This is a genomic window from Peribacillus muralis (assembly GCF_001645685.2).
In the GTDB taxonomy this organism is placed as follows: Bacteria; Bacillota; Bacilli; order Bacillales; family DSM-1321; genus Peribacillus; species Peribacillus muralis_A.
This window is the reverse complement of sequence record NZ_CP017080.1, coordinates 1,618,044-1,636,944: the sequence shown is the minus strand read 5'-3', so window position 1 is coordinate 1,636,944 and position 18,901 is coordinate 1,618,044. Positions and strand designations below refer to the sequence as shown.

18 protein-coding genes and 1 pseudogene are annotated in these 18,901 nt (G+C 43.1%); all 19 read right to left on the bottom strand.

Features of this window, described 5'->3' with window-relative positions:
* Positions 1-106: 106 nt before the first annotated feature.
* The 19 genes and pseudogenes from sucD to rnc all read right to left on the bottom strand — a co-directional run bounded on the left by sucD (position 107) and on the right by rnc (position 18,652).
* Entirely contained in the window at positions 107-1,009 is a 903-nt protein-coding gene (gene sucD, locus ABE28_RS07890; protein WP_064461846.1) for a succinate--CoA ligase subunit alpha, read from the bottom strand.
* An 18-nt stretch (positions 1,010-1,027) separates the two neighbouring features.
* Entirely contained in the window at positions 1,028-2,188 is a 1,161-nt protein-coding gene (gene sucC / locus ABE28_RS07885) for an ADP-forming succinate--CoA ligase subunit beta (RefSeq protein WP_064461845.1), read from the bottom strand.
* A 500-nt stretch (positions 2,189-2,688) separates the two neighbouring features.
* Complete coding sequence (locus ABE28_RS07880; RefSeq protein WP_064461844.1) at positions 2,689-2,970, bottom strand: EscU/YscU/HrcU family type III secretion system export apparatus switch protein; 282 nt, start codon at positions 2,968-2,970, stop codon at positions 2,689-2,691.
* Positions 2,967-4,889, bottom strand: coding sequence for a hypothetical protein (locus ABE28_RS07875; RefSeq protein ID WP_064461843.1), 1,923 nt, complete (start codon positions 4,887-4,889; stop codon positions 2,967-2,969). Before ABE28_RS07875 ends, ABE28_RS07880 begins: the two co-directional genes overlap by 4 nt.
* A 13-nt stretch (positions 4,890-4,902) precedes the next feature.
* Positions 4,903-5,688, bottom strand: coding sequence for a ribonuclease HII (locus tag ABE28_RS07870; protein WP_064461842.1), 786 nt, complete (start codon positions 5,686-5,688; stop codon positions 4,903-4,905).
* Between the two features lie 181 nt (positions 5,689-5,869).
* Positions 5,870-6,742, bottom strand: a complete 873-nt coding sequence (gene ylqF, locus ABE28_RS07865) for a ribosome biogenesis GTPase YlqF (RefSeq protein ID WP_064461841.1) — start codon at positions 6,740-6,742, stop codon at positions 5,870-5,872.
* 17 nt (positions 6,743-6,759) lie between these two features.
* Positions 6,760-7,320, bottom strand: coding sequence for a signal peptidase I (gene lepB / locus ABE28_RS07860; RefSeq protein ID WP_064461840.1), 561 nt, complete (start codon positions 7,318-7,320; stop codon positions 6,760-6,762).
* A 221-nt stretch (positions 7,321-7,541) separates the two neighbouring features.
* Complete coding sequence (gene rplS, locus ABE28_RS07855) at positions 7,542-7,889, bottom strand: 50S ribosomal protein L19 (RefSeq protein WP_064461839.1); 348 nt, start codon at positions 7,887-7,889, stop codon at positions 7,542-7,544.
* Positions 7,890-8,018: 129 nt separating this feature from the next.
* Positions 8,019-8,753: a tRNA (guanosine(37)-N1)-methyltransferase TrmD gene (gene trmD, locus ABE28_RS07850; RefSeq protein WP_064461838.1), complete on the bottom strand. Its 735-nt coding sequence runs from the start codon at positions 8,751-8,753 to the stop codon at positions 8,019-8,021.
* Positions 8,753-9,271 carry a ribosome maturation factor RimM gene (gene rimM, locus ABE28_RS07845; RefSeq protein ID WP_064461837.1) on the bottom strand — a complete coding sequence of 173 codons (519 nt, stop codon included), beginning with the start codon at positions 9,269-9,271 and terminating at the stop codon, positions 8,753-8,755. Before rimM ends, trmD begins: the two co-directional genes overlap by 1 nt.
* 10 nt (positions 9,272-9,281) lie before the next feature.
* Entirely contained in the window at positions 9,282-9,668 is a 387-nt protein-coding gene (locus ABE28_RS07840) for a YlqD family protein (protein WP_061144599.1), read from the bottom strand.
* A 223-nt stretch (positions 9,669-9,891) separates the two neighbouring features.
* Positions 9,892-10,122, bottom strand: coding sequence for a KH domain-containing protein (locus tag ABE28_RS07835; protein WP_064461947.1), 231 nt, complete (start codon positions 10,120-10,122; stop codon positions 9,892-9,894).
* Between the two features lie 13 nt (positions 10,123-10,135).
* Positions 10,136-10,408, bottom strand: a complete 273-nt coding sequence (rpsP, locus tag ABE28_RS07830; protein WP_053345299.1) for a 30S ribosomal protein S16 — start codon at positions 10,406-10,408, stop codon at positions 10,136-10,138.
* Positions 10,409-10,562: 154 nt separating this feature from the next.
* Complete coding sequence (gene ffh / locus ABE28_RS07825) at positions 10,563-11,903, bottom strand: signal recognition particle protein (protein WP_064461836.1); 1,341 nt, start codon at positions 11,901-11,903, stop codon at positions 10,563-10,565.
* Positions 11,904-11,914: 11 nt separating this feature from the next.
* Complete coding sequence (locus tag ABE28_RS07820; protein ID WP_064461835.1) at positions 11,915-12,247, bottom strand: putative DNA-binding protein; 333 nt, start codon at positions 12,245-12,247, stop codon at positions 11,915-11,917.
* A gap of 398 nt (positions 12,248-12,645) precedes the next feature.
* Positions 12,646-13,069, bottom strand: a pseudogene (locus tag ABE28_RS07815) (GNAT family N-acetyltransferase).
* A 202-nt stretch (positions 13,070-13,271) separates the two neighbouring features.
* A complete protein-coding gene (gene ftsY, locus ABE28_RS07810) occupies positions 13,272-14,297 on the bottom strand; it encodes a signal recognition particle-docking protein FtsY (RefSeq protein WP_064461834.1) in 1,026 nt (341 codons plus the stop codon).
* Between the two features lie 26 nt (positions 14,298-14,323).
* A complete protein-coding gene (smc, locus tag ABE28_RS07805) occupies positions 14,324-17,887 on the bottom strand; it encodes a chromosome segregation protein SMC (RefSeq protein WP_064461833.1) in 3,564 nt (1,187 codons plus the stop codon).
* A gap of 24 nt (positions 17,888-17,911) precedes the next feature.
* Complete coding sequence (gene rnc, locus ABE28_RS07800) at positions 17,912-18,652, bottom strand: ribonuclease III (RefSeq protein ID WP_064461946.1); 741 nt, start codon at positions 18,650-18,652, stop codon at positions 17,912-17,914.
* Positions 18,653-18,901 lie beyond the last annotated feature (249 nt).

Here is an 18,901-nt window from a genome sequence, read left to right as displayed (position 1 = left end):
GCCCCTTGTCGTTTATTTTTAAAGAGGTTGATTGCGGTGAAAGCCGGATTATAAAAAAAGAAGGGAGATAAAGGCCGACCCCTAAATAAAGGTCGGCCAGCATACATTAATGTGTTTTACAAGTTTCGTAAATGCCTTGCTCTTTCAGGACGGAAATCAATGTTTCGCCCATTACGGATGGAGTCTCGGCAACTTTAATTCCACATTCGTTCATAACGCGGATTTTCTCATCAGCCGTACCTTTCCCACCGGAGATAATGGCACCAGCGTGTCCCATGCGTTTACCGGCTGGAGCCGTACGCCCGCCAATGAAACCAACAACTGGCTTCGTCATATTTTCTTTCACCCAAAGAGCTGCTTCTTCCTCTGCCGTGCCCCCGATCTCTCCGATCATGATCACTGCATGTGTTTCCGGGTCCTCGTTGAATGCTTTCAGTACATCAATGAAATCCGTTCCGTTAACGGGATCTCCACCGATACCGACAGCAGTCGATTGTCCTACGCCCTCCTGCGATAATTGATGAACGGCTTCATATGTCAAGGTTCCAGATCGGGAAACTACGCCTACATGGCCTTTTTTATGGATGTAACCTGGCATGATACCAATCTTGCATTCTTCAGGCGTGATGACACCCGGACAGTTTGGCCCGATCAAGCGGGTCTTTTTGCCCTCCATATATCGCTTCACTTTGACCATATCCAGAACTGGAATATGTTCTGTTATGCAAATGACAAGATCAAGCTCTGCGTCAACGGCTTCCATAATCGCATCTGCTGCAAATGGAGCAGGAACGTATATTACCGATGCATTCGCTCCGGTTTCAGTGACGGCTTCGGAAACTGTATTGAATACAGGTACCCCTTCCGCTTCCGTTCCACCTTTACCTGGAGTGACGCCGCCAACGATTTTCGTGCCGTATTCCAACATTTGTTTTGTATGAAATAATGCTGTTGAACCAGTGATTCCCTGAACGATCACTTTCGTATCTTTATTAATATAAACGCTCATTATGTTCCCCCCTGCCTATTATCCTACAAGTGATACTATTTTTTGTGCTCCATCTGCCATTGATTCAGCAGCCGTGATGTTCAAACCTGACTCTTTAAGGATCTTTTTACCAAGATCCACATTCGTTCCTTCAAGACGAACAACCAAAGGAACATCAAGTCCAAGCTCTTTAGCAGCAGCTACGACGCCAGCTGCGATGATGTCACATTTCATGATTCCGCCGAAAATGTTAACGAATATGCCCTTAACATTTTGATCGGACAGGATGATTTTGAAAGCCTCTTTTACTTTTTCCTCTGTGGCGCCGCCGCCCACGTCAAGGAAGTTTGCCGGATCTCCCATATAATGCTTAATGATGTCCATCGTTGCCATCGCAAGCCCAGCACCATTCACCATGCATCCGATATTACCGTCAAGCGATATGTAACTAAGGCCATGTTTCGATGCTTCAATCTCCTTCGGATCCTCTTCATCCAAATCACGGAATTCGGCGATGTCCTTGTGGCGGTAAATTGCATTATCATCGAAGTTCAATTTGGCATCGAGTGCCATGACATTGCCATCACCCGTTACGACTAACGGATTGATTTCAGCAATTGAACAATCTTTTTCAACGAAAGCTGTATATAAGTTCACCATAAGCTTGGAAGCTTTATTTATAAGTTTCGCCGGGATATTGATATTGAAAGCGATTCTGCGCGCTTGGAAGCCCGTCAGACCGACAACCGGATCAATTACTTCTTTGAAAATTTTCTCCGGTGTCTTTTCAGCCACTTCTTCTATTTCCGTTCCGCCTTCTTCAGAAGCCATCAAGACGACACTATTGGTAGCACGGTCCAAAACCAGACCGATATAATATTCTTTCGAAATGTCGCAGCCTTCTTCAATAAGTAAACGCTTAACTTCCTTGCCTGCAGGACCAGTTTGATGGGTCACCAGCGTTTTGCCAAGAATTTCTTGTGCATATGTACGTGCTTCGTCAAGGTTTTTCGCTACCTTAACTCCACCAGCTTTTCCGCGGCCGCCCGCATGAATTTGAGCTTTGACGACAACAACTTCCGTACCTAACTCCTTAGCTGCTTCGACTGCTTCATCGACAGTAAAGGCAACCCGGCCATTTGGAACGGATACCCCGTATTGTCGCAAAATCTCTTTCCCTTGATACTCATGGATATTCATTTCCCATCCTCCTTATCTACTAAAAACAACCTTGAGATTTAATGCGTGTTTTCTCTTACATAGTACAACAAAATTCTGCTTCGTGCATAATTTTCTTTCGTTTTTTTTGAAAAAAATTATAATAATATACTTCTATTTTTTTCAATAAAATGGTAATAATCATTGCGTCAATCTACTTTTTTCAAATAATTTTTATTTATCTGGCAGCTTTTTTTTCTATTCTAGTAAAAGGAAATTATAGAAGTAATTTTACAATGAAACGCACCATGAAAGCCTTTTCCTGAATATTAATCTATTATTATTTTTTGAAAAATTATAGTTTTTTCTAAAAAAACAGACTTTTCCATTTTAATCCTATTAAAAAAGCAAAAGGAAAAAGTCAGGTCTTTTTCCTTTTGCTAATCAATTAATATTTTTTCAGTATAATGAAATTCTTTTGGTAATTTCCCTAAAATTCTACATAAACCAACATGAATCACGAAAAAGCACTAAAAGGATCGTCAAATGTCCTGCTGCTGCATATCCCTGTCCGCTTTGTAAATGAAGGCAAATACCTCCGCTACAGCACCATATAATTCTTCAGGAATCGTCTGATTTATATCCAATTGACCTAAGAGCGCAGCAAGCGACTCGTCATTTTGAACGGGAATATTCAGTTTCATGGCCTTTTCTAGAATATTTTCCGCCGTTTTCCCTTTTCCTTTCGCCAAGATGACAGGGGCGTTCGATTTCTTTTGATCATATTTTAAGGCAATCGCTTGTTTTCGTTTATCATTTTTCATATTCGAATATCCACTCCACTATATGAACCGCCTTCTGAAAAAGGAACGGACTTCGGCCCTTTGAGGCCATTTCTTTCATGCTTCGGGTTAACAAAGGATACACCGGACAATCTGTACTCCATCTTTTCCAAATTCCCTCTCAGCAGGTCCAAATATTGTTTGGCTGCCTCTTCCATGTGTGCCACTTGCTCATTGATGACCGTCACATTTATGACCCTGTTTTGCACCTGCATGTCGATGACCGTCTCTTTTATGCCTTCTAACTCTAAATAAAACAAGACCCTACAGTAATCAGGATCTATTTTGCCATCTTTCGTTTTCCTTCCGCTCCATTGCAGTGTTAAATCCGTTTGCGCATGTCCCAGATTAAGCGGAAGTGTAAGGAGCAAATTCTGCACCGGCCCATTTTCCTGTGAAAGGATTTGCTGTGCCGTGATCCGATTCAGGATCTGTTCTGCCATTTCCTTGATCGGTGCCGGAGCTTGCTCATTCAACAGTTTTAGCAATAGCGGCTTTAGTGTCTCTAAATCGCGCGAGTTTTCCGCCATATCGGCTCCAGATTGATTGATAAGTACATGTTCCAGCTGAAGGCCAAGTAATTTGGTCCACTCTTTAAGCTGAATGGCAACAGATGACCCATTTGTAAAATCGACGGATTGATATTCGGCTTTTAAAACATGAGTCAAAACCTGTTTCTCGTTATCCTTTATGGACAGGGCCTCAGGATGCTGTTTAAGCGACTGCAGAATCATATCAGCTGCCTTGCCCTTCGCTTCGACTACTTGTTTCTTATCTCCATTCAAATAGCCCAGAAGGTCATCCATTGCCATATTGGCACCTATCGCTTTTCTTCCAGCTGTCGCTCCAGTAAAAACATCCTCAAGTAAACGAAGGGAAAGCGGAGATATTTTTTCAGGCGAATTCTCTTTCTTCAGGAACAACTGGTCATCAGCTGTCATTTTTGTCCCAACATGGTCAAGATCGTTCATTAATCGCTGTAATGTAATTTCAACCTTTCCTAATTCACTTAACGCCCCACTCTTGGCAGTTGACAGCACTTGCAAGCCTTGGTGCAATTTATCGAGCATTGGATTGTCAGGAAATCCGCTCCTTGTCTTGGCTCCATCCATTAAGTCGTCCAAAAAGAAAGCTTCCGTCATTCTCTCTGGGATGAATCCTGTCTTTTGGAGCAGGGAAAAAGCACCTGATTTCATTTCGGGGGCAGAATCGGAATCGAGCCATTTCGCCACAAATTGCTGCAAACCGGTCTGTTGAATTAGACTCTTTCTTGCAACATGCAAGGAGTCCAATACCGCCATTAACTTGACAGATGTTTCCGTTTTCGAGCCCGCCGCCTGTAATTGCTGCTGGAGGGAAGTCAGCATTTTGTGGAAAGGTTCACCCTTGACCTGTGCCAATAATGCATCAAACACCTCTTTCACTATCGGTAATTGCTGAACAAACATTGTTTTTAGAATGGGTAGACCAGCTTCAAGGGAATCCGCACCTTTTAACCATTGCAAAGCGGACTGAAAGGTTTCCTTCGTAATTGGAAGACGGTTTTTAAGGAAGTATTCAGCAAGCTTGGCTGCAGAAGGGTCGGAATTCATGCCAAGGTGAGTGCTCAATTGTGCAGCTGCTCCCTTTAAATTGGAATAATTCACATCGGGCATCTCCAAAGCTTTTAACACTAGCTTCCCCTCATTTTGCTGCTGTACTTGAAACCAATACCTTTCCCCTGTGCGAAGCGGGATATCGAGCGTCGCAATCATCTTTTGATCGCCAATCTGCACCTCGGCCATCCGATTAGGAAATACCTTATTCACTTTTCCAAAAAGGATTTGCCCATTTTTCAAACTAGCAGCTCCTTGCATTTCTATTGGTGAAGATGCGGGCTGACCGCTTGTTATGGATTGCATCACTCATCCTCCCTTAATCATTCATTCGTGCAGCGATTGCCTTGACTGGTGCAAAACTCCGTCGGTGCCACGGTGTTAGCCCGTTCTTGTCCAACGCCTCCAAATGTTGACTTGTTCCGTAGCCCATGTGCTTTTCGAAACCATATTCCGGATATTTCTCCCCATAATCCTTCATCATCCGATCACGGGTCACTTTCGCGATAATGGAGGCGGCCGAGATGGAAATGCTTCTTGCGTCCCCTTTTATGAGTGAAAGCTGCGGTAATGGTAGATCCAGTTCCATCGCATCGATCAGCAAATGATCCGGAAGGTCCGAGAGATCGTTTACAGCTGCAATCATTGCCTTTTTCGTAGCTTGATATATATTGATTTCATCGATTACATCGCTATGTACAATACCGACCCCGATGGACAGGGCTTCCTTATAAATCATTTCATAAAATAGTTCCCGTTTCGATTCCGATATCTTTTTGGAATCATTCAGGCCTGGCAAATAAAAGGATTCAGGCAAGATGACAGCACTCGTCACAACCGGTCCTGCCAGCGGTCCTCTTCCCACTTCATCGATACCGGCGAGTATGGAAAAACCCTGTTTTCGAAGTTGCCGTTCAAACTCGGTCATTTCCATGAACGCATTCTTTTCCTGTTGCTCTTTTTCATGTCGCCTTTGCCATTTGCTCACTAAGTCGACCACTCCTTTTCGGCCGTCCTCCAAGCATTCTTTCAAAAATAAATCTTCCGGACTTTTGATTGTCTTTAACTTTGTTGATATTTCTTTTATGCTCATTGCAGTTTTCATCAATAATCACCCATCATCTTCATTATCGGCAGTCTTGCTTCCTGTTTACAGTTAAAACAAAAATACGGAGCGGAAAGGAGACATCAAAAAATTTTTGATCTCCAACTCCAGCTCCGTACAACCGCCATTTTCATTTGACTGTCTTTAAAAATCAGCCAGCCTTTCCAAGCTGGACGACAGGTTATTCCGTAATGATATCTTCTTCATAGTCCGCAGGTACCTCAAACGTAAGCGGACCCATCTTTTCCGAGCGGATTTCACGCACGACCAACTCCGCGGTTTTATCATAATCAATGAAGCCCCCAGATGCCAGACAGCCTCTGAACTTCCCGACCGCATCGAAGAGTTCGAGCGTTTCTTGAGGAATTACATCAAGGTTATAGCGTGATTTCATCCTATCCGGATATTCCTTTTCCAAGAAACGGAGTCCGTATAAGGAGACTTCGTGCAAGTTTAGAATCGTATCCTTGATCGCTCCTGTCAACGCAAGCTTCAAGCCCACTTCCTGATCCTCGAATTTAGGCCAGAGGATACCCGGCGTGTCCAGCAGCTCCAATTCCTTGCCCACTTTTATCCATTGCTGTGCCTTGGTGACACCGGGTGTATTCCCTGTTTTGGCAATGTTCTTTTTAGCGAGTCGATTGATTAACGTGGATTTCCCAACGTTCGGAATTCCCACGATCATCGCACGGATCGCCCGCGGTTTTATTCCTCTCGACTCCATCCGGTCATATTTCTCTTTTAATAGTTTTTTTGCGGCAGCCGTAATCTGGTTCAATCCATTACCTGCCTGAGAGTTAATCGCAATGGCCGTTTTTCCTTGTGATTTATAATAATCCAGCCACATATTCGTTTTTGCCGGATCCGCCATATCCGCTTTATTCAAAAGGATGACCCTCGGTTTATGCTGTATGATTTCATCGATCATTGGATTTCTTGATGATGCCGGAATCCTAGCATCCACTAGTTCGAAAATGATGTCGATCAGTTTTAATTTCTCCGTTACTTCCCGTCTCGCTTTGGCCATATGGCCAGGGAACCACTGTATTGTCAATGGAATCAACCTTCCTACTATTCAGCCAATCGAAAGTCTTCGATTGGCCAATAAACTAATTTAGTTTTTCCTAACACTTTATCGTAAGGAACGACGCCCACACTATCATAGCGACTGTCCTTACTGAGCCGGCGGTTATCGCCCAAGACGAATAGATGGTCCTTGGGAACCGTTTTCCGGCCTATGACCTCACTTAATGTAAATGGCTCCGTCAGTGCTCCGCCATCAATCAATTTCTTTTTATTTTCATCCAAATACGGCTCAGCGTAAGCTTTTCCATTCACGTAAAGTGTATCGTTTCTATATTCCACCTTTTCTCCCGGCAATCCAATGACCCTCTTTATGTAATCCTTGCCTTCTGGAGCATGAAACACGATAATGTCGAATCTTTTCGGTTCACCAATCGAATAGGAGATTTTGTTAATGATCATGCGGTCCGTATCCTTCAATGTCGGCATCATGGAATTACCATCCACGACAATAGGTGCCAGGAGGAAATACCGAATCAGTGTCGCAGCTATGACCGCGATTATGACCGCCTTTGTCCACTCCCACAATTCATTTTTCTTTTTCGCCATCCTTACCCACCCTTTTAGAATGCATATCAACAACCATTTTAACATGTCGCGGACGCTATAGCGAGCAGGATTCCCTATGGAGCATCACTCACCATGAGCATTCATGAGTTTCGTCAAGTGCAAAAAGGGAGCCTGATGAACAAGCTCCCTTTTTGCATGATACTGTTTGGTTATTCACCTTATGTGGATCATGGTAAACCCGTATACAGATATCCGAAGGATTAACGACGAATTTCTTTAATACGTGCTTTTTTACCACGAAGTTCGCGTAGGTAATAAAGTTTCGCACGACGTACTTTACCGTGACGGATAACTTCTAGTTTTGCAATTTTTGGTGTGTGAACAGGGAAAGCACGTTCAACTCCAACGCCGTAAGAGATCTTACGCACTGTGAAAGTTTCACTAACTCCGCCGCCACGACGTTTGATTACAACGCCTTCAAACAACTGGATACGTTCGCGAGTTCCTTCAATAACCTTTACGTGTACACGTACTGTGTCACCAGGTCTGAATGATGGAAGATCTGTGCGAAGTTGTTCTTTTGTAATTTCGTTAATAATATTTTGCATCGTTTCCAACTCCTCCTGGACGCTCTTGCAAATACTGAATGTTTGCAGCGGAACATCGTTATAAGACTGAGCATTTCGCCCAAGTCACAAGGTTTATCCTAACATACTCTAAGCTTCGATGCAATAGGGTTAGTCTTCTTTTTGAATCTCGGACAATAATTTTTTCTCGATTTCCGTAAGTTCATAAATCTCGAGCAAATCGGGACGCCTCATCCATGTTCTGCGCAGTGATTCCTTCATCCGCCATTCATCGATTTTTTTGTGATTTCCGGATATGAGCGGATCGGGCACTTTCATTCCCCTGAAGTCTGCAGGTCTAGTATAATGGGGATGCTCCAACAAACCAGAAGAGTAGGAATCAAGAATCGGGGAGTCTACATTCCCTAGAACACCGGGCAGCAAGCGGACCACGCTATCAATAATGACCATTGCGCCCAATTCCCCGCCTGTAAGCACAAAGTCGCCTATGGATATTTCATCCGTTACGACATGCTCGCGAATTCGCTCATCATACCCTTCATAATGACCACAAATGAAAATGAGGTGTTCTTCTTTAGCGAGCTCTTCGGCTTTTTTCTGCGAATAACGCTCTCCCTGGGGACAAAGCAGGACTACCCGGGGGTTTTGTTCAGCTTGACCTTTAAGAGCTTCCACGGCATCAAAAATCGGTTGTGCCTTCAATACCATCCCGGCACCGCCGCCGTAGGGGTAATCATCCACTGTCGAATGCTTATTATCTGCATAATCCCGGAAATTGGTCACCTTATAACTGACAGCCTGCTTTTCTGCAGCCTTTTTTAATATCGACGAGCCGAACACACCTTCGAACATTTCTGGAAAAAGCGAGAGTACATCGATTTTCATCAGTCTAGAAGTCCTTCCATCGGCGTAATGATGACCTTTTTGGCGGATATGTCCACTTCTTTGACAATTTGATCGATATACGGAATCAAAATATCCTTACTGCCAGCTTTCTTAATGACCCAAACGTCATTGGCACCCGGCGTAAGCACCTCAATGATTTCCCCAATTTCACTGCCCCCATCCGTGAATACGGAACAGCCGATGATTTCATGGAAGTAGAACTCGCCTTCGTCCAATGGACCGAGCTGTGCTTCCTTGACCTTAAGGACGCCGTTTTTGAAAGCCTCTACCTGACCCACGTTATAATAGTTCTCAAACGTCAATAGATTAAAGTTTTTGTGGGTGCGGTGCGACCTGATGACAAGCGGCAAAGGCTTCTTCTCCGTATCCCTAAATAAATACAGGGTATTTCCCACTTTGTAGCGTTCTTCAGGAAAGTCTGTCGAAGAGATGACTCGGACCTCTCCTAATAAACCATGAGTGTTGACAATTTTACCTACATTAAACCAGTTTTCCATTACTTCACCTCTAACGAATTTCCGAGACGATCCCATCTTTAATGACAATAGTCTTCGTTGCCATAATTTCGTCCCAATCTGCCCCGATTTCCACATCAATGATACTTTGAACTTCCCGCTCCTTCAATTCGCTTCCAGCAGGAAGGATTTCCAGCTGTTCCATTTGAAATTCAAGCAGTTTAATTTTTTCCTGCCTCTGATTTATTTCCTTTTCGAAATGGGCACGCAGGCTGGCAGGCTGGAGATTTCTTGTTTTTTCAAGCTTTTTCAGTTCAAATCGGAGTTGTTCACTCTCTTTTTGAAGCTGAAGTCGTTTTGATTTGTAATTCTCGAGGAGCTGACTCTTGCTGGATTCCGTTAATACTTGGTTAACGATTACATTTTGGAGAATTTTCATTCCAGCACCTCCTATTATCTATGATTTCTTATTTCCTTCAAAAAATATGTATGATGGGGTAACCTTTTTGAAAAATGGGGGCCATTCTCTTAAGTATAACGTAAATCGATAAAAGATGCGTCTTAAAAAGGCGTAAAGTTTAACAAGAAACCATATTCAGAAGCGATGTGAGCCTGGATTTCAATTTCTTGAGATACAAAAAAAGGAGGGGTATTAGCCCTCCTTATTCGGAAATTTCCAAATAGATTTTCTTCTGCTGTGAAGATCCTGCTGCATATACCACAGTCCGAATCGCCTTAGCAACACGCCCTTGCTTGCCGATGATCTTGCCCATGTCCTCTTTATGAACGGAGAGGATATAAACAATCCGGTCGGACTCTTCCTTGGAGGTCACGTTGACCTCTTCGGGAAAATCCACAAGTGCTGAAACAATCGTTTCAATTAATGCTTTCATCAACTAGCGTCGATTACTTGCTGTTTTTTGCAACATGGAATTTTTCCATGATGCCTTGTGTTGAGAATAAGTTACGAACTGTATCTGATGGTTTAGCTCCATCTTGTAACCATTTAAGAGCAAGCTCTTCGTTGATATCAACTTTAGCTGGTTGAGTCACCGGGTTATAAGTTCCTACTACTTCAATGTAACGTCCGTCACGTGGTGAACGAGAATCTGCAACTACAATACGATAGAAAGGAGATTTTTTAGCTCCCATACGTTTTAAGCGAATTTTTACTGCCATTTTAAATAAGCACCTCCGAATAGTTTCACACAAGATAGTATGATATCAAATGTCTTGTATGTTTGTAAAGGTTTTTTTCTTAACAGGTGAAAAAAGTGTTGAAATGCATGGCTTCAGCCTGCATCATCGCTTCAGTTCAACCTGAAATAAACCATTACATGAACGGGAATTTGAATCCCTTTTTCTTTCCTTTTTGCATGTTCGTGACCTGTTTCATCATTTTTTTCATTTCTTCGAATTGCTTCAATAAACGGTTCACTTCTTGAATCGATCTGCCGCTGCCTTTGGCAATCCGTTTTTTGCGGGATGCATTCATGGTTTCTGGATGTTCCTTTTCATGGGTCGTCATGGAACGGATGATGGCCTCAACATGACCGATCTGTTTGTCATCGATTTGAAGATTGTCCATCCCTTTCATTTTGTTCGCCCCAGGAATCATTTTCAGAATATCATCAAGCGGTCCCATATTTCGCACCTGACCAAGCTGTTCAAGGAAATCATCGAAGGTAAAAGTCGCTGTACGCATCTTTTTCTCTAATTCTTTCGCTTTTTCTTCATCAACATTGGCCTGTGCCTTTTCGATAAGGGTCAATACATCACCCATGCCAAGAATCCTTGACGCCATCCGTTCTGGATGAAATGCTTCAAGCGCATCCAGTTTTTCTCCCATACCGACGAATTTAATCGGCGTGTTCGTGACTGAACGAATCGAAAGTGCCGCACCGCCTCGTGTATCCCCATCGAGTTTCGTCAATACAACTCCCGTCAGGCCGAGCTGGTCATTGAAGCTTTGGGCTACATTGACCGCATCCTGCCCCGTCATTGCATCGACAACCAAGAAGATTTCATCCGGTTTTGTCAGTTCTTTGATATCCTTCAGTTCGCCCATCAAGTTTTCATCAACATGAAGACGGCCTGCGGTATCGATCAAGACATAATCATGGTGCTCTTCCTTCGCTTTTGCAATCGCCTGTTTCGCTATTTCTACAGGACTGATTTGGTCACCAAGGGAAAAAACGGGCATGCTTAATTGTTTGCCAAGTGTTTCAAGCTGCTTAATCGCCGCCGGACGGTAAATATCAGCCGCAACGAGCAATGGCTTGCGGTTGTATTTCTTTCTAAGAAGATTGGCAAGCTTTCCGGTGGTCGTCGTTTTACCAGCCCCTTGAAGACCAACCATCATAATGACGGTCGGTGGCTTCGAGGCAACGGCAATCTTGCTCTGTTCGCCGCCCATCAGCTCCGTCAATTCTTCCTTAACTACTTTAATTACCTGTTGACCGGGGGTTAAGCTTTTCAGCACTTCCTGACCTACCGAACGTTCACTTACACGCTTTACAAATTCCTTCACGACTTTAAAGTTAACGTCCGCTTCAAGCAGGGCCAATCGAACTTCACGCATCATTTCTTTAACGTCTGCTTCGTTGACCTTCCCTTTTCCGCGAATCTTTTGCATCGTGCTCTGCAGTCGGTCGGCCAATCCTTCAAATGCCATATTGCCGCCTCCTAATCCAACTTCTCAAGCGTTGTGATTGCATCAAGCAGCTTCTCCTTAGAAAAGGAATCCTTTTCAATGAGTGCCTTCAAATTAGCAATCCATTGGTTACGCTCTTGAAATTTTTGAAATAACAATAGCTTTGCTTCATATTCCTCAAGCATCGCTTCTGTTCTTTTTATATTATCATAGACTGCCTGCCTACTCACTTCGTATTCATCGGCAATCTCCCCAAGAGAGTAATCATCCAGATAGTAGAGGGACATATAGCTCTGCTGCTTCTCTGTTAACAACGATTGATAAAAGTCATACAAATAGTTGATCCGCGTTGTCTTTTCAAGCATCTTAGCAAGCCTCCCTGCTGTTAAGTGAAAACCCTTTACAAGTTTATATTGTATCGTCTTGTTTATTTGATGTCAAGCAAAACTCCTTACCACTTGTTTAGAGGCATTATTTTTTTCTTTTTCTTGCTTCAAGGTGACGTTTCAAGTCTAGCTTTGGACTATAAAACGAAGAATGCTGCCAATTATTTGTGATACAAGCAACTGTCACCCATTGATACGTGGCGCTGGATGATCTTCACTTTCGGGCACATTCCATTTCTTCTTTTTTCACTGACAAACGATAAAAAGCCTCCGATATAGCAACATAAGGTCCTGTGATCAACCATTCCAATCAGGAGCACCCATATGGACTGTAAAAACGCTTTTCTAGGATAACTGTCAATTTGTAAGCTTATTATTTAACCACTTTTTTCAATTACAGTAAACATCCCCGTCATATTGGGAGAATAATTTTTAAAATGATATTTTTCATAGAAATTTTCTTTTCCTCGTGAAGCAAACAAACCAATAAATGACTTATCTGGCGCATGGGTATCCAAATATTCAACCAAATGATTCATGATTTCCTTTCCTATACCGTTTTTTTTGATGGTCTGGATGAACCATAATATCTTGAATATAGAAATAGATGGCCCCATCACCAACAATTCTACCCATGCCGACAATATGATTTTGGACTTTGACTGTAACACAGTGGATGGAGTTCCTAAGTGATGTTTCCGCCACTTCAAAATTCATATAATCGGTCCATCCCACAGAATCACACAAATATTTATATTCTTCCAATGTAGGTGCATTCTTTTCAATTTCATATTTCCTCAATTTATTTCCTCCCATTCTTACTGTGTCCATGTTGACTTCATTGTCCCTTTATTTAATCCTCTTACCCGGCAATCTGATTTAATGGTCATAAAGGGTTTTGGCTAATTCGGAGCCGGACATTTTACTTCAATGGATCTTACTTGAACTACAGCCATGTCAAAAAACCGGAAGAAAATACTTCTTCCGGTTTAAAAACGTATAATTAAAGCTCTTCTTTATCAATGATATCAGCAAAAAGGCCGTAAACATATTTTTCGGCATCAAATTCCTGAAGATCGTCCATTTTTTCGCCAAGCCCGACGAATTTAACGGGAATGGCCAATTCATTGCGAATCGCCAAAACAATTCCGCCTTTAGCCGTACCGTCAAGCTTTGTTAAAACAATTCCCGAGACATTCGTTGCTTCTTTGAATGTCTTAGCCTGAATCAAGGCATTTTGTCCAGTCGTTGCATCAAGGGCAAGGAGCACCTCATGAGGTGCACCAGGTACTTCGCGTTCTATTACGCGTTTCACTTTTTCCAATTCCTTCATTAAATTCACTTTATTCTGTAAGCGTCCGGCAGTATCACAGATCAAGATATCCGCTTTTCTTGCCTTGGCAGCCTGAACGGCATCGAACATGACCGCAGCAGGATCTGAACCTTCACCTTGTTTGATTACACTGACACCGACGCGTTCTCCCCATACTTCAAGCTGTTCAATCGCGCCAGCACGGAAAGTATCCCCCGCTGCCAGTACTACCGATTTACCTTCAGTCTTGAACTTATGAGCAAGTTTTCCGATTGTCGTCGTTTTACCTACTCCATTCACGCCGACAAACAAAATGACCGTCAAGCCTTCTTCTTGGATGTTCAGGCCAGAAGAATCACCTTCATCACCTTGGTAAATATCAACAAGCTTTTCTGAAATGACGGATTGCACTTCCCTTGTATCGGAAATATTGCGAAGCTTGACCTCCGTTTTTAATTGATCGATCAATTCCATCACGGTATCAAAGCCGACGTCAGCCTGAATCAGGATTTCTTCCAGTTCTTCAAAAAAGTCCTCATCCACTTTCCGATAACGGGCAACAAGCTCATTGACTCTTCCAGTAAAGGAATTCCTCGTCTTTGACAAACCTTGCTTAAATTTTTCCCCTATGGAGATTTCTTGTACTTGTACTTCAACTTCTTTTTCTTTCTCTTCCTGGGCCGTAAACTTCTCTTTTAGCTTTTTAAAAAAACTCATTGTCCCACTTCCCCTCATTCATGAATTCACACTTCGATAAAGTTTTCCGATTCTTCCATCCGTACTGAAACAAGCTTGGATACACCTGACTCTTGCATCGTAATCCCGTAGAGGACATCCGCTTCCTCCATCGTACCTTTCCGGTGAGTGATGACGATAAACTGTGTTTCCCTACTGAACTTCCTTAAGAATTGGCTGAACCGGACGACATTCGCCTCATCAAGCGCAGCCTCGACTTCATCAAGGATACAAAATGGCACCGGCCTCACTTTTAAAATGGAGAATAATAAGGCTATTGCCGTCAATGCTCGTTCTCCCCCAGATAGTAGGCTTAAGTTCTGCAGCTTTTTACCTGGTGGCTGTGCAATGATATCTACCCCTGTATGAAGCAGATCATCGGGATTCGTCAGCTTCAGCTCTGCTCTTCCGCCTCCAAATAGAGCCTTGAACACTTGTTCGAACTGCTCTCGGATCGAATAGAAGGTATCGGAAAAACGTCGCTTCATCTCATCATCCATCTCGTCTATGACTTGGAATAATGTATCTTTCGCCTGTTGAAGGTCATCCTTTTGACTGAGCAGGAATTCATAGCGTTCAGCTACACGAGCGTATTCCTCGATCGCACCTAGATTGACCGTTCCCAATTCCTCGATCGCAAGCTTTATGAGCTTCACTTTTTTGCGGGCTTCTTCCACAGGCAGCATCAATGGATATTGTTCTTTAGCCCCTTCATAGGATAGCGTATACTCTTCCCTTAAATGGTCGAGACGGTTTTCGAGTTCCATATCCAGTCGGGTCAATTTCACTTCTTCATCCTTTATTACTTCAATAACGCCTTTATAAACCCTATTTTCTTCTTTCAAGGTCAATTCAAGCGTTTCAATTTGTGACAGAAGCTCATTTTTTTCTTGTTTATTGATGGCAATTCCATCAATGGCCTCATTTTTATCGTGCAATTTCTGCTGAGCCATATCTTCAAGCGTCTCTTCACCGCTTGAGCTATCCGTCATTTCATTTGTCAGAAGCCCCAGGTCATCCTTATTCTCGGCAAGCCTGCTTGTTTCCTTTTCAAGGTCGGAATCAATGCGTTCCATCTTCTCTTTTTGGTTTTGCAGCTGTACGCGCATTGAGGCCAATGTTACCTTTAATTCATTCGTTTCTTCAGCAAGGCTTTCTTTAGAGGATTGCTGAGATTGCTTTTGTTCTGTCATGTCCAAAATCAGCCGATCAAGCGCTTCGATTTCCGTTTTGCACGACGTCAAAAGCTCTTCCAACTCTTCTAATCTTGCCGTTTTTTGCTGTTGTTCTTCCATATAGGAGTTTTTATCCAAGTCATAAAGGTGAAGCCGATCGTTCACGTTTCTTTCCTGCAATTCTACTTCACGCAACTCACCCTTCAAGGTTTGCTCCTGTAATCGAAGATTCTCCCCCGTTTTCCTCGTTTGTTCAAGCGTTTGCTCTTGAACACCGACATCCACTTTAAGCTGTTTGACCTGCTTTTCCAGCTGATTCGTTTTTGCTTCCATTGCGGAAAGTTTTTGGTGGAGTTCTTCCAATTCGGTTTTCCTCGAAAGCAACGATGTCGTCTTTTGCTTTAACGCCCCACCAGTCATCGAACCGCCTGGATTGACGATATCGCCTTCAAGCGTTACGAAGCGAAAGCGATGCTGCATCATTTTTGCCAGATCGTTCGCTCCCTTTAAATCAGTGGTGATGATGACCGTTCCTAACAGGTTCTCTGCAATCGCTGCATGCCTAGCTTCATATTGGATCAATGAGGAGCCTGTCCCGACAAATGCTGCATGGCTTTTCAGCATCGATAATTGACTTGATGGAATCTCCCTTGCCTTAATGACAGATAACGGCAAGAACGTCGCACGTCCAAACCTATTTTTCTTCAAGAAGGAGATCGCAACGCGTGCATGCTCTTCGCGTTCGACGACCACATGCTGCATCGCTCCGCCCAGGGCCGTCTCGATGGCGGTTTCATATTCCTTTGGAACCTTAATCAATTCTGCGACTGCGCCCTCAATGCCTTTAAGCGTTTCTTTCGCTTTTAAAACCTCTTTAACACCTTGGAAAAAGCCTGCATAGTCTTCTTCCATTTCTTCAAGAAGCTCCTTACGAGACTTTGCCTGTTGAAGGAATTGATAGGCTTTATAAAGAGTGGTTTCTTGCTTTTGATACATATCTTTTGCCGCATCCAATTTGTTCTGCTGATTTCTGAAAACCGAGATATGCTCTTCAAGCTGCTTGGTCACATCGTCCATCCGAGCGGAATATTCCATTTTTTTTGCGGTGATATCCATTCTTTCAGTTAGGAACTTTTCATTTTCCATATCCAGTTTTGCGTTTTTATGCTCCTGCTGTGTGAGCTGCTGAAGCAAATACTGTTTTTCGTTTTTTGCCGTTGCCTGCTTGTTCAGCCACTCAATATAATCACTTTTTTTCGCTTCAATCATGGCTTCGATATCGCTATTGAAGAGCCCCAGGCTCTTTTGTTTTTCATGTAAGATTTCCTGGATGCCCTTCACTTCAGAATTCAACGAATGGAGGATTTCCATTTCGCTTTGCTGCTGGACAGAGAGACGCTCGACAATAGTCTCCCCTTCCACGATCGCTTTTTCAAGCTGTGACTTGTTTTGGGCAGCATTCTTTTTCCGTTCCTTCAATACTTCTTTACGGCCTTCAAGCTTTTCAAGTTCCTCACTGGCATTCAGGAGAATTTCCTGCAGCTCATTGATCGAAATCTCGAGCGTGGCCAGATTATCCCGAAGCTTTTTGAGATGCGCTTCCCGATCATGAAGCTGCCCTGCCATTTGCTGCTCCATTTCGTTATGCTTTTCTAAATCATGAGACAGCTTTTCCCATTTCCCATAAAGTTCTTCGATTTCAAACACGGTCAAAGCAACTTCGATTTGTTCAAGCTCGTCTTTTTTCTCCAAAAATTCCTTGGCAAGGGAGGATTGGATTTTTAACGGTTCAACCTGTCCCTCCAATTCATGGAGGATATCATGGACGCGATTCAAGTTATCTTGTGTTTCCGTCAGCTTCGATTCCGCTTTTCGTTTTCTTGTTTTATATTTGAGGACACCGGCTGCTTCTTCAAAGATGACCCGTCTTTCTTCTGCCTTGCTGCTTAGGATTTCTTCGACTTTTCCTTGGCTGATGATCGAAAATGCTTCACGGCCAAGGCCGGAATCCATGAACAAATCTATGATATCTTTCAAGCGGCATCCTTGATTATTTATGAAAAATTCACTTTCTCCCGATCGATATACCCGCCTTGTCACACTGACTTCATGAAAGTCTATCGGCAGGGAATTGGTCTCGTTATCAAGGGTCAAGGATACTTCTGCAAAATTCAACGCTTTCCTTGTGTCACTTCCCGAAAAAATGATATCTTCCATTTTTGCGCCACGAAGCGATTTCGCAGACTGCTCTCCAAGTACCCATCGGACTGCATCGGTCACATTACTTTTACCGCTTCCGTTCGGTCCAACCACTGCCGTGACACCAGGTACGAAATCAATCGATATCTTTTCTGCGAAAGATTTAAATCCTACAACGTCCAAGCGTTTGAGGAACATGACCTTTCCTCCTCTACTGTTCAACTATCTTGTTGATTTTTTTTCTTTTAAAACGATCAATGCATGCTCGGCTGCATGCTGCTCCGCTTCTTTCTTGGACTTTCCAATACCAGAACCCAGTTCCTCCCCGTTCAAAGAGACGGTGGAAACAAACTCCCGGTTATGGGCCGGCCCTTTCTCCTGCAGGATTTTATATTGCAGGACACCGATAGCATCACGCTGAATCAGCTCTTGAAGCTGGCTTTTATAATCCATCACATGAGAAAAAGCACCCTCGTCTATCTTCGGAAACACAACATTGTTCAAAAACTTCACAACCGACTCCAATCCCTGGTCAAGGTATAACGCCCCGATATACGCTTCGAAAACATCCGCTAGCATTGCAGGCCGTTCCCTTCCGCCTGTCATTTCCTCCCCTTTTCCGAGTAATACATATTCCCCGTAGGAAAGTCTATTGGCAAAAGCAACAAGCGAAGGCTCACATACTATAGCTGCCCTTAATTTGGTCAGTTCTCCCTCGCTCATCATCGGGTATTTTTCATACAAATATTTAGAGATGGTCAGTTCCAGTACAGCGTCTCCCAAGAATTCAAGCCTTTCATTATCTTCATAAGGCTTACGGCGATGCTCATTCACATAAGATGAATGGGTAAAAGCTTGTTTCAATAAGTTTTCATCCTGAAAATGAAAACCAAGACTTTCTTGCAACTGTTTAAATTTATTATCCTTGATTGATGGCTTACGATTATTTCCGTTCCTACGTATCACACAAAACCCTCCACAACGGTTCAAAAAAGCATATTTTTCCAATATATAAAAAGAAACCTGGCAGGAATTCCTGTCAAGCTTTCCTATGTATCATCATACATGATAATCCGCTTAAAGAAAACTAACCGTCAGCCACTATCAGACAGAAAGATGCTTGCTTTAACCCGTCATCATTCCCTTATCTCCACTGCTTTGTTTGAATTTCTTTCATTACAAGAGAAAGCCCCGTTTAAAAACGGAGCTTTT

Bases quoted from the DNA above. Each gene is read 5' to 3' on its own strand.
- ABE28_RS07870 (WP_064461842.1), bottom strand. From the start codon at position 5,688: ATGAAAACTGCAATGAGCATAAAAGAAATATCAACAAAGTTAAAGACA.
- sucD (WP_064461846.1), bottom strand. From the start codon at position 1,009: ATGAGCGTTTATATTAATAAAGATACGAAAGTGATCGTTCAGGGAATC.
- ABE28_RS07820 (WP_064461835.1), bottom strand. From the start codon at position 12,247: ATGCTTGAAAAGACAACGCGGATCAACTATTTGTATGACTTTTATCAA.
- ffh (WP_064461836.1), bottom strand. From the start codon at position 11,903: ATGGCATTTGAAGGATTGGCCGACCGACTGCAGAGCACGATGCAAAAG.
- smc (WP_064461833.1), bottom strand. From the start codon at position 17,887: ATGTTCCTCAAACGCTTGGACGTTGTAGGATTTAAATCTTTCGCAGAA.
- rplS (WP_064461839.1), bottom strand. From the start codon at position 7,889: ATGCAAAATATTATTAACGAAATTACAAAAGAACAACTTCGCACAGAT.
- ABE28_RS07875 (WP_064461843.1), bottom strand. From the start codon at position 4,889: ATGCAATCCATAACAAGCGGTCAGCCCGCATCTTCACCAATAGAAATG.
- rpsP (WP_053345299.1), bottom strand. From the start codon at position 10,408: ATGGCAGTAAAAATTCGCTTAAAACGTATGGGAGCTAAAAAATCTCCT.
- rimM (WP_064461837.1), bottom strand. From the start codon at position 9,271: ATGGAAAACTGGTTTAATGTAGGTAAAATTGTCAACACTCATGGTTTA.
- ABE28_RS07835 (WP_064461947.1), bottom strand. From the start codon at position 10,122: ATGAAAGCATTAATTGAAACGATTGTTTCAGCACTTGTGGATTTTCCC.
- ftsY (WP_064461834.1), bottom strand. From the start codon at position 14,297: ATGAGTTTTTTTAAAAAGCTAAAAGAGAAGTTTACGGCCCAGGAAGAG.
- trmD (WP_064461838.1), bottom strand. From the start codon at position 8,753: ATGAAAATCGATGTACTCTCGCTTTTTCCAGAAATGTTCGAAGGTGTG.
- sucC (WP_064461845.1), bottom strand. From the start codon at position 2,188: ATGAATATCCATGAGTATCAAGGGAAAGAGATTTTGCGACAATACGGG.
- lepB (WP_064461840.1), bottom strand. From the start codon at position 7,320: ATGGCGAAAAAGAAAAATGAATTGTGGGAGTGGACAAAGGCGGTCATA.
- ABE28_RS07880 (WP_064461844.1), bottom strand. From the start codon at position 2,970: ATGAAAAATGATAAACGAAAACAAGCGATTGCCTTAAAATATGATCAA.
- ABE28_RS07840 (WP_061144599.1), bottom strand. From the start codon at position 9,668: ATGAAAATTCTCCAAAATGTAATCGTTAACCAAGTATTAACGGAATCC.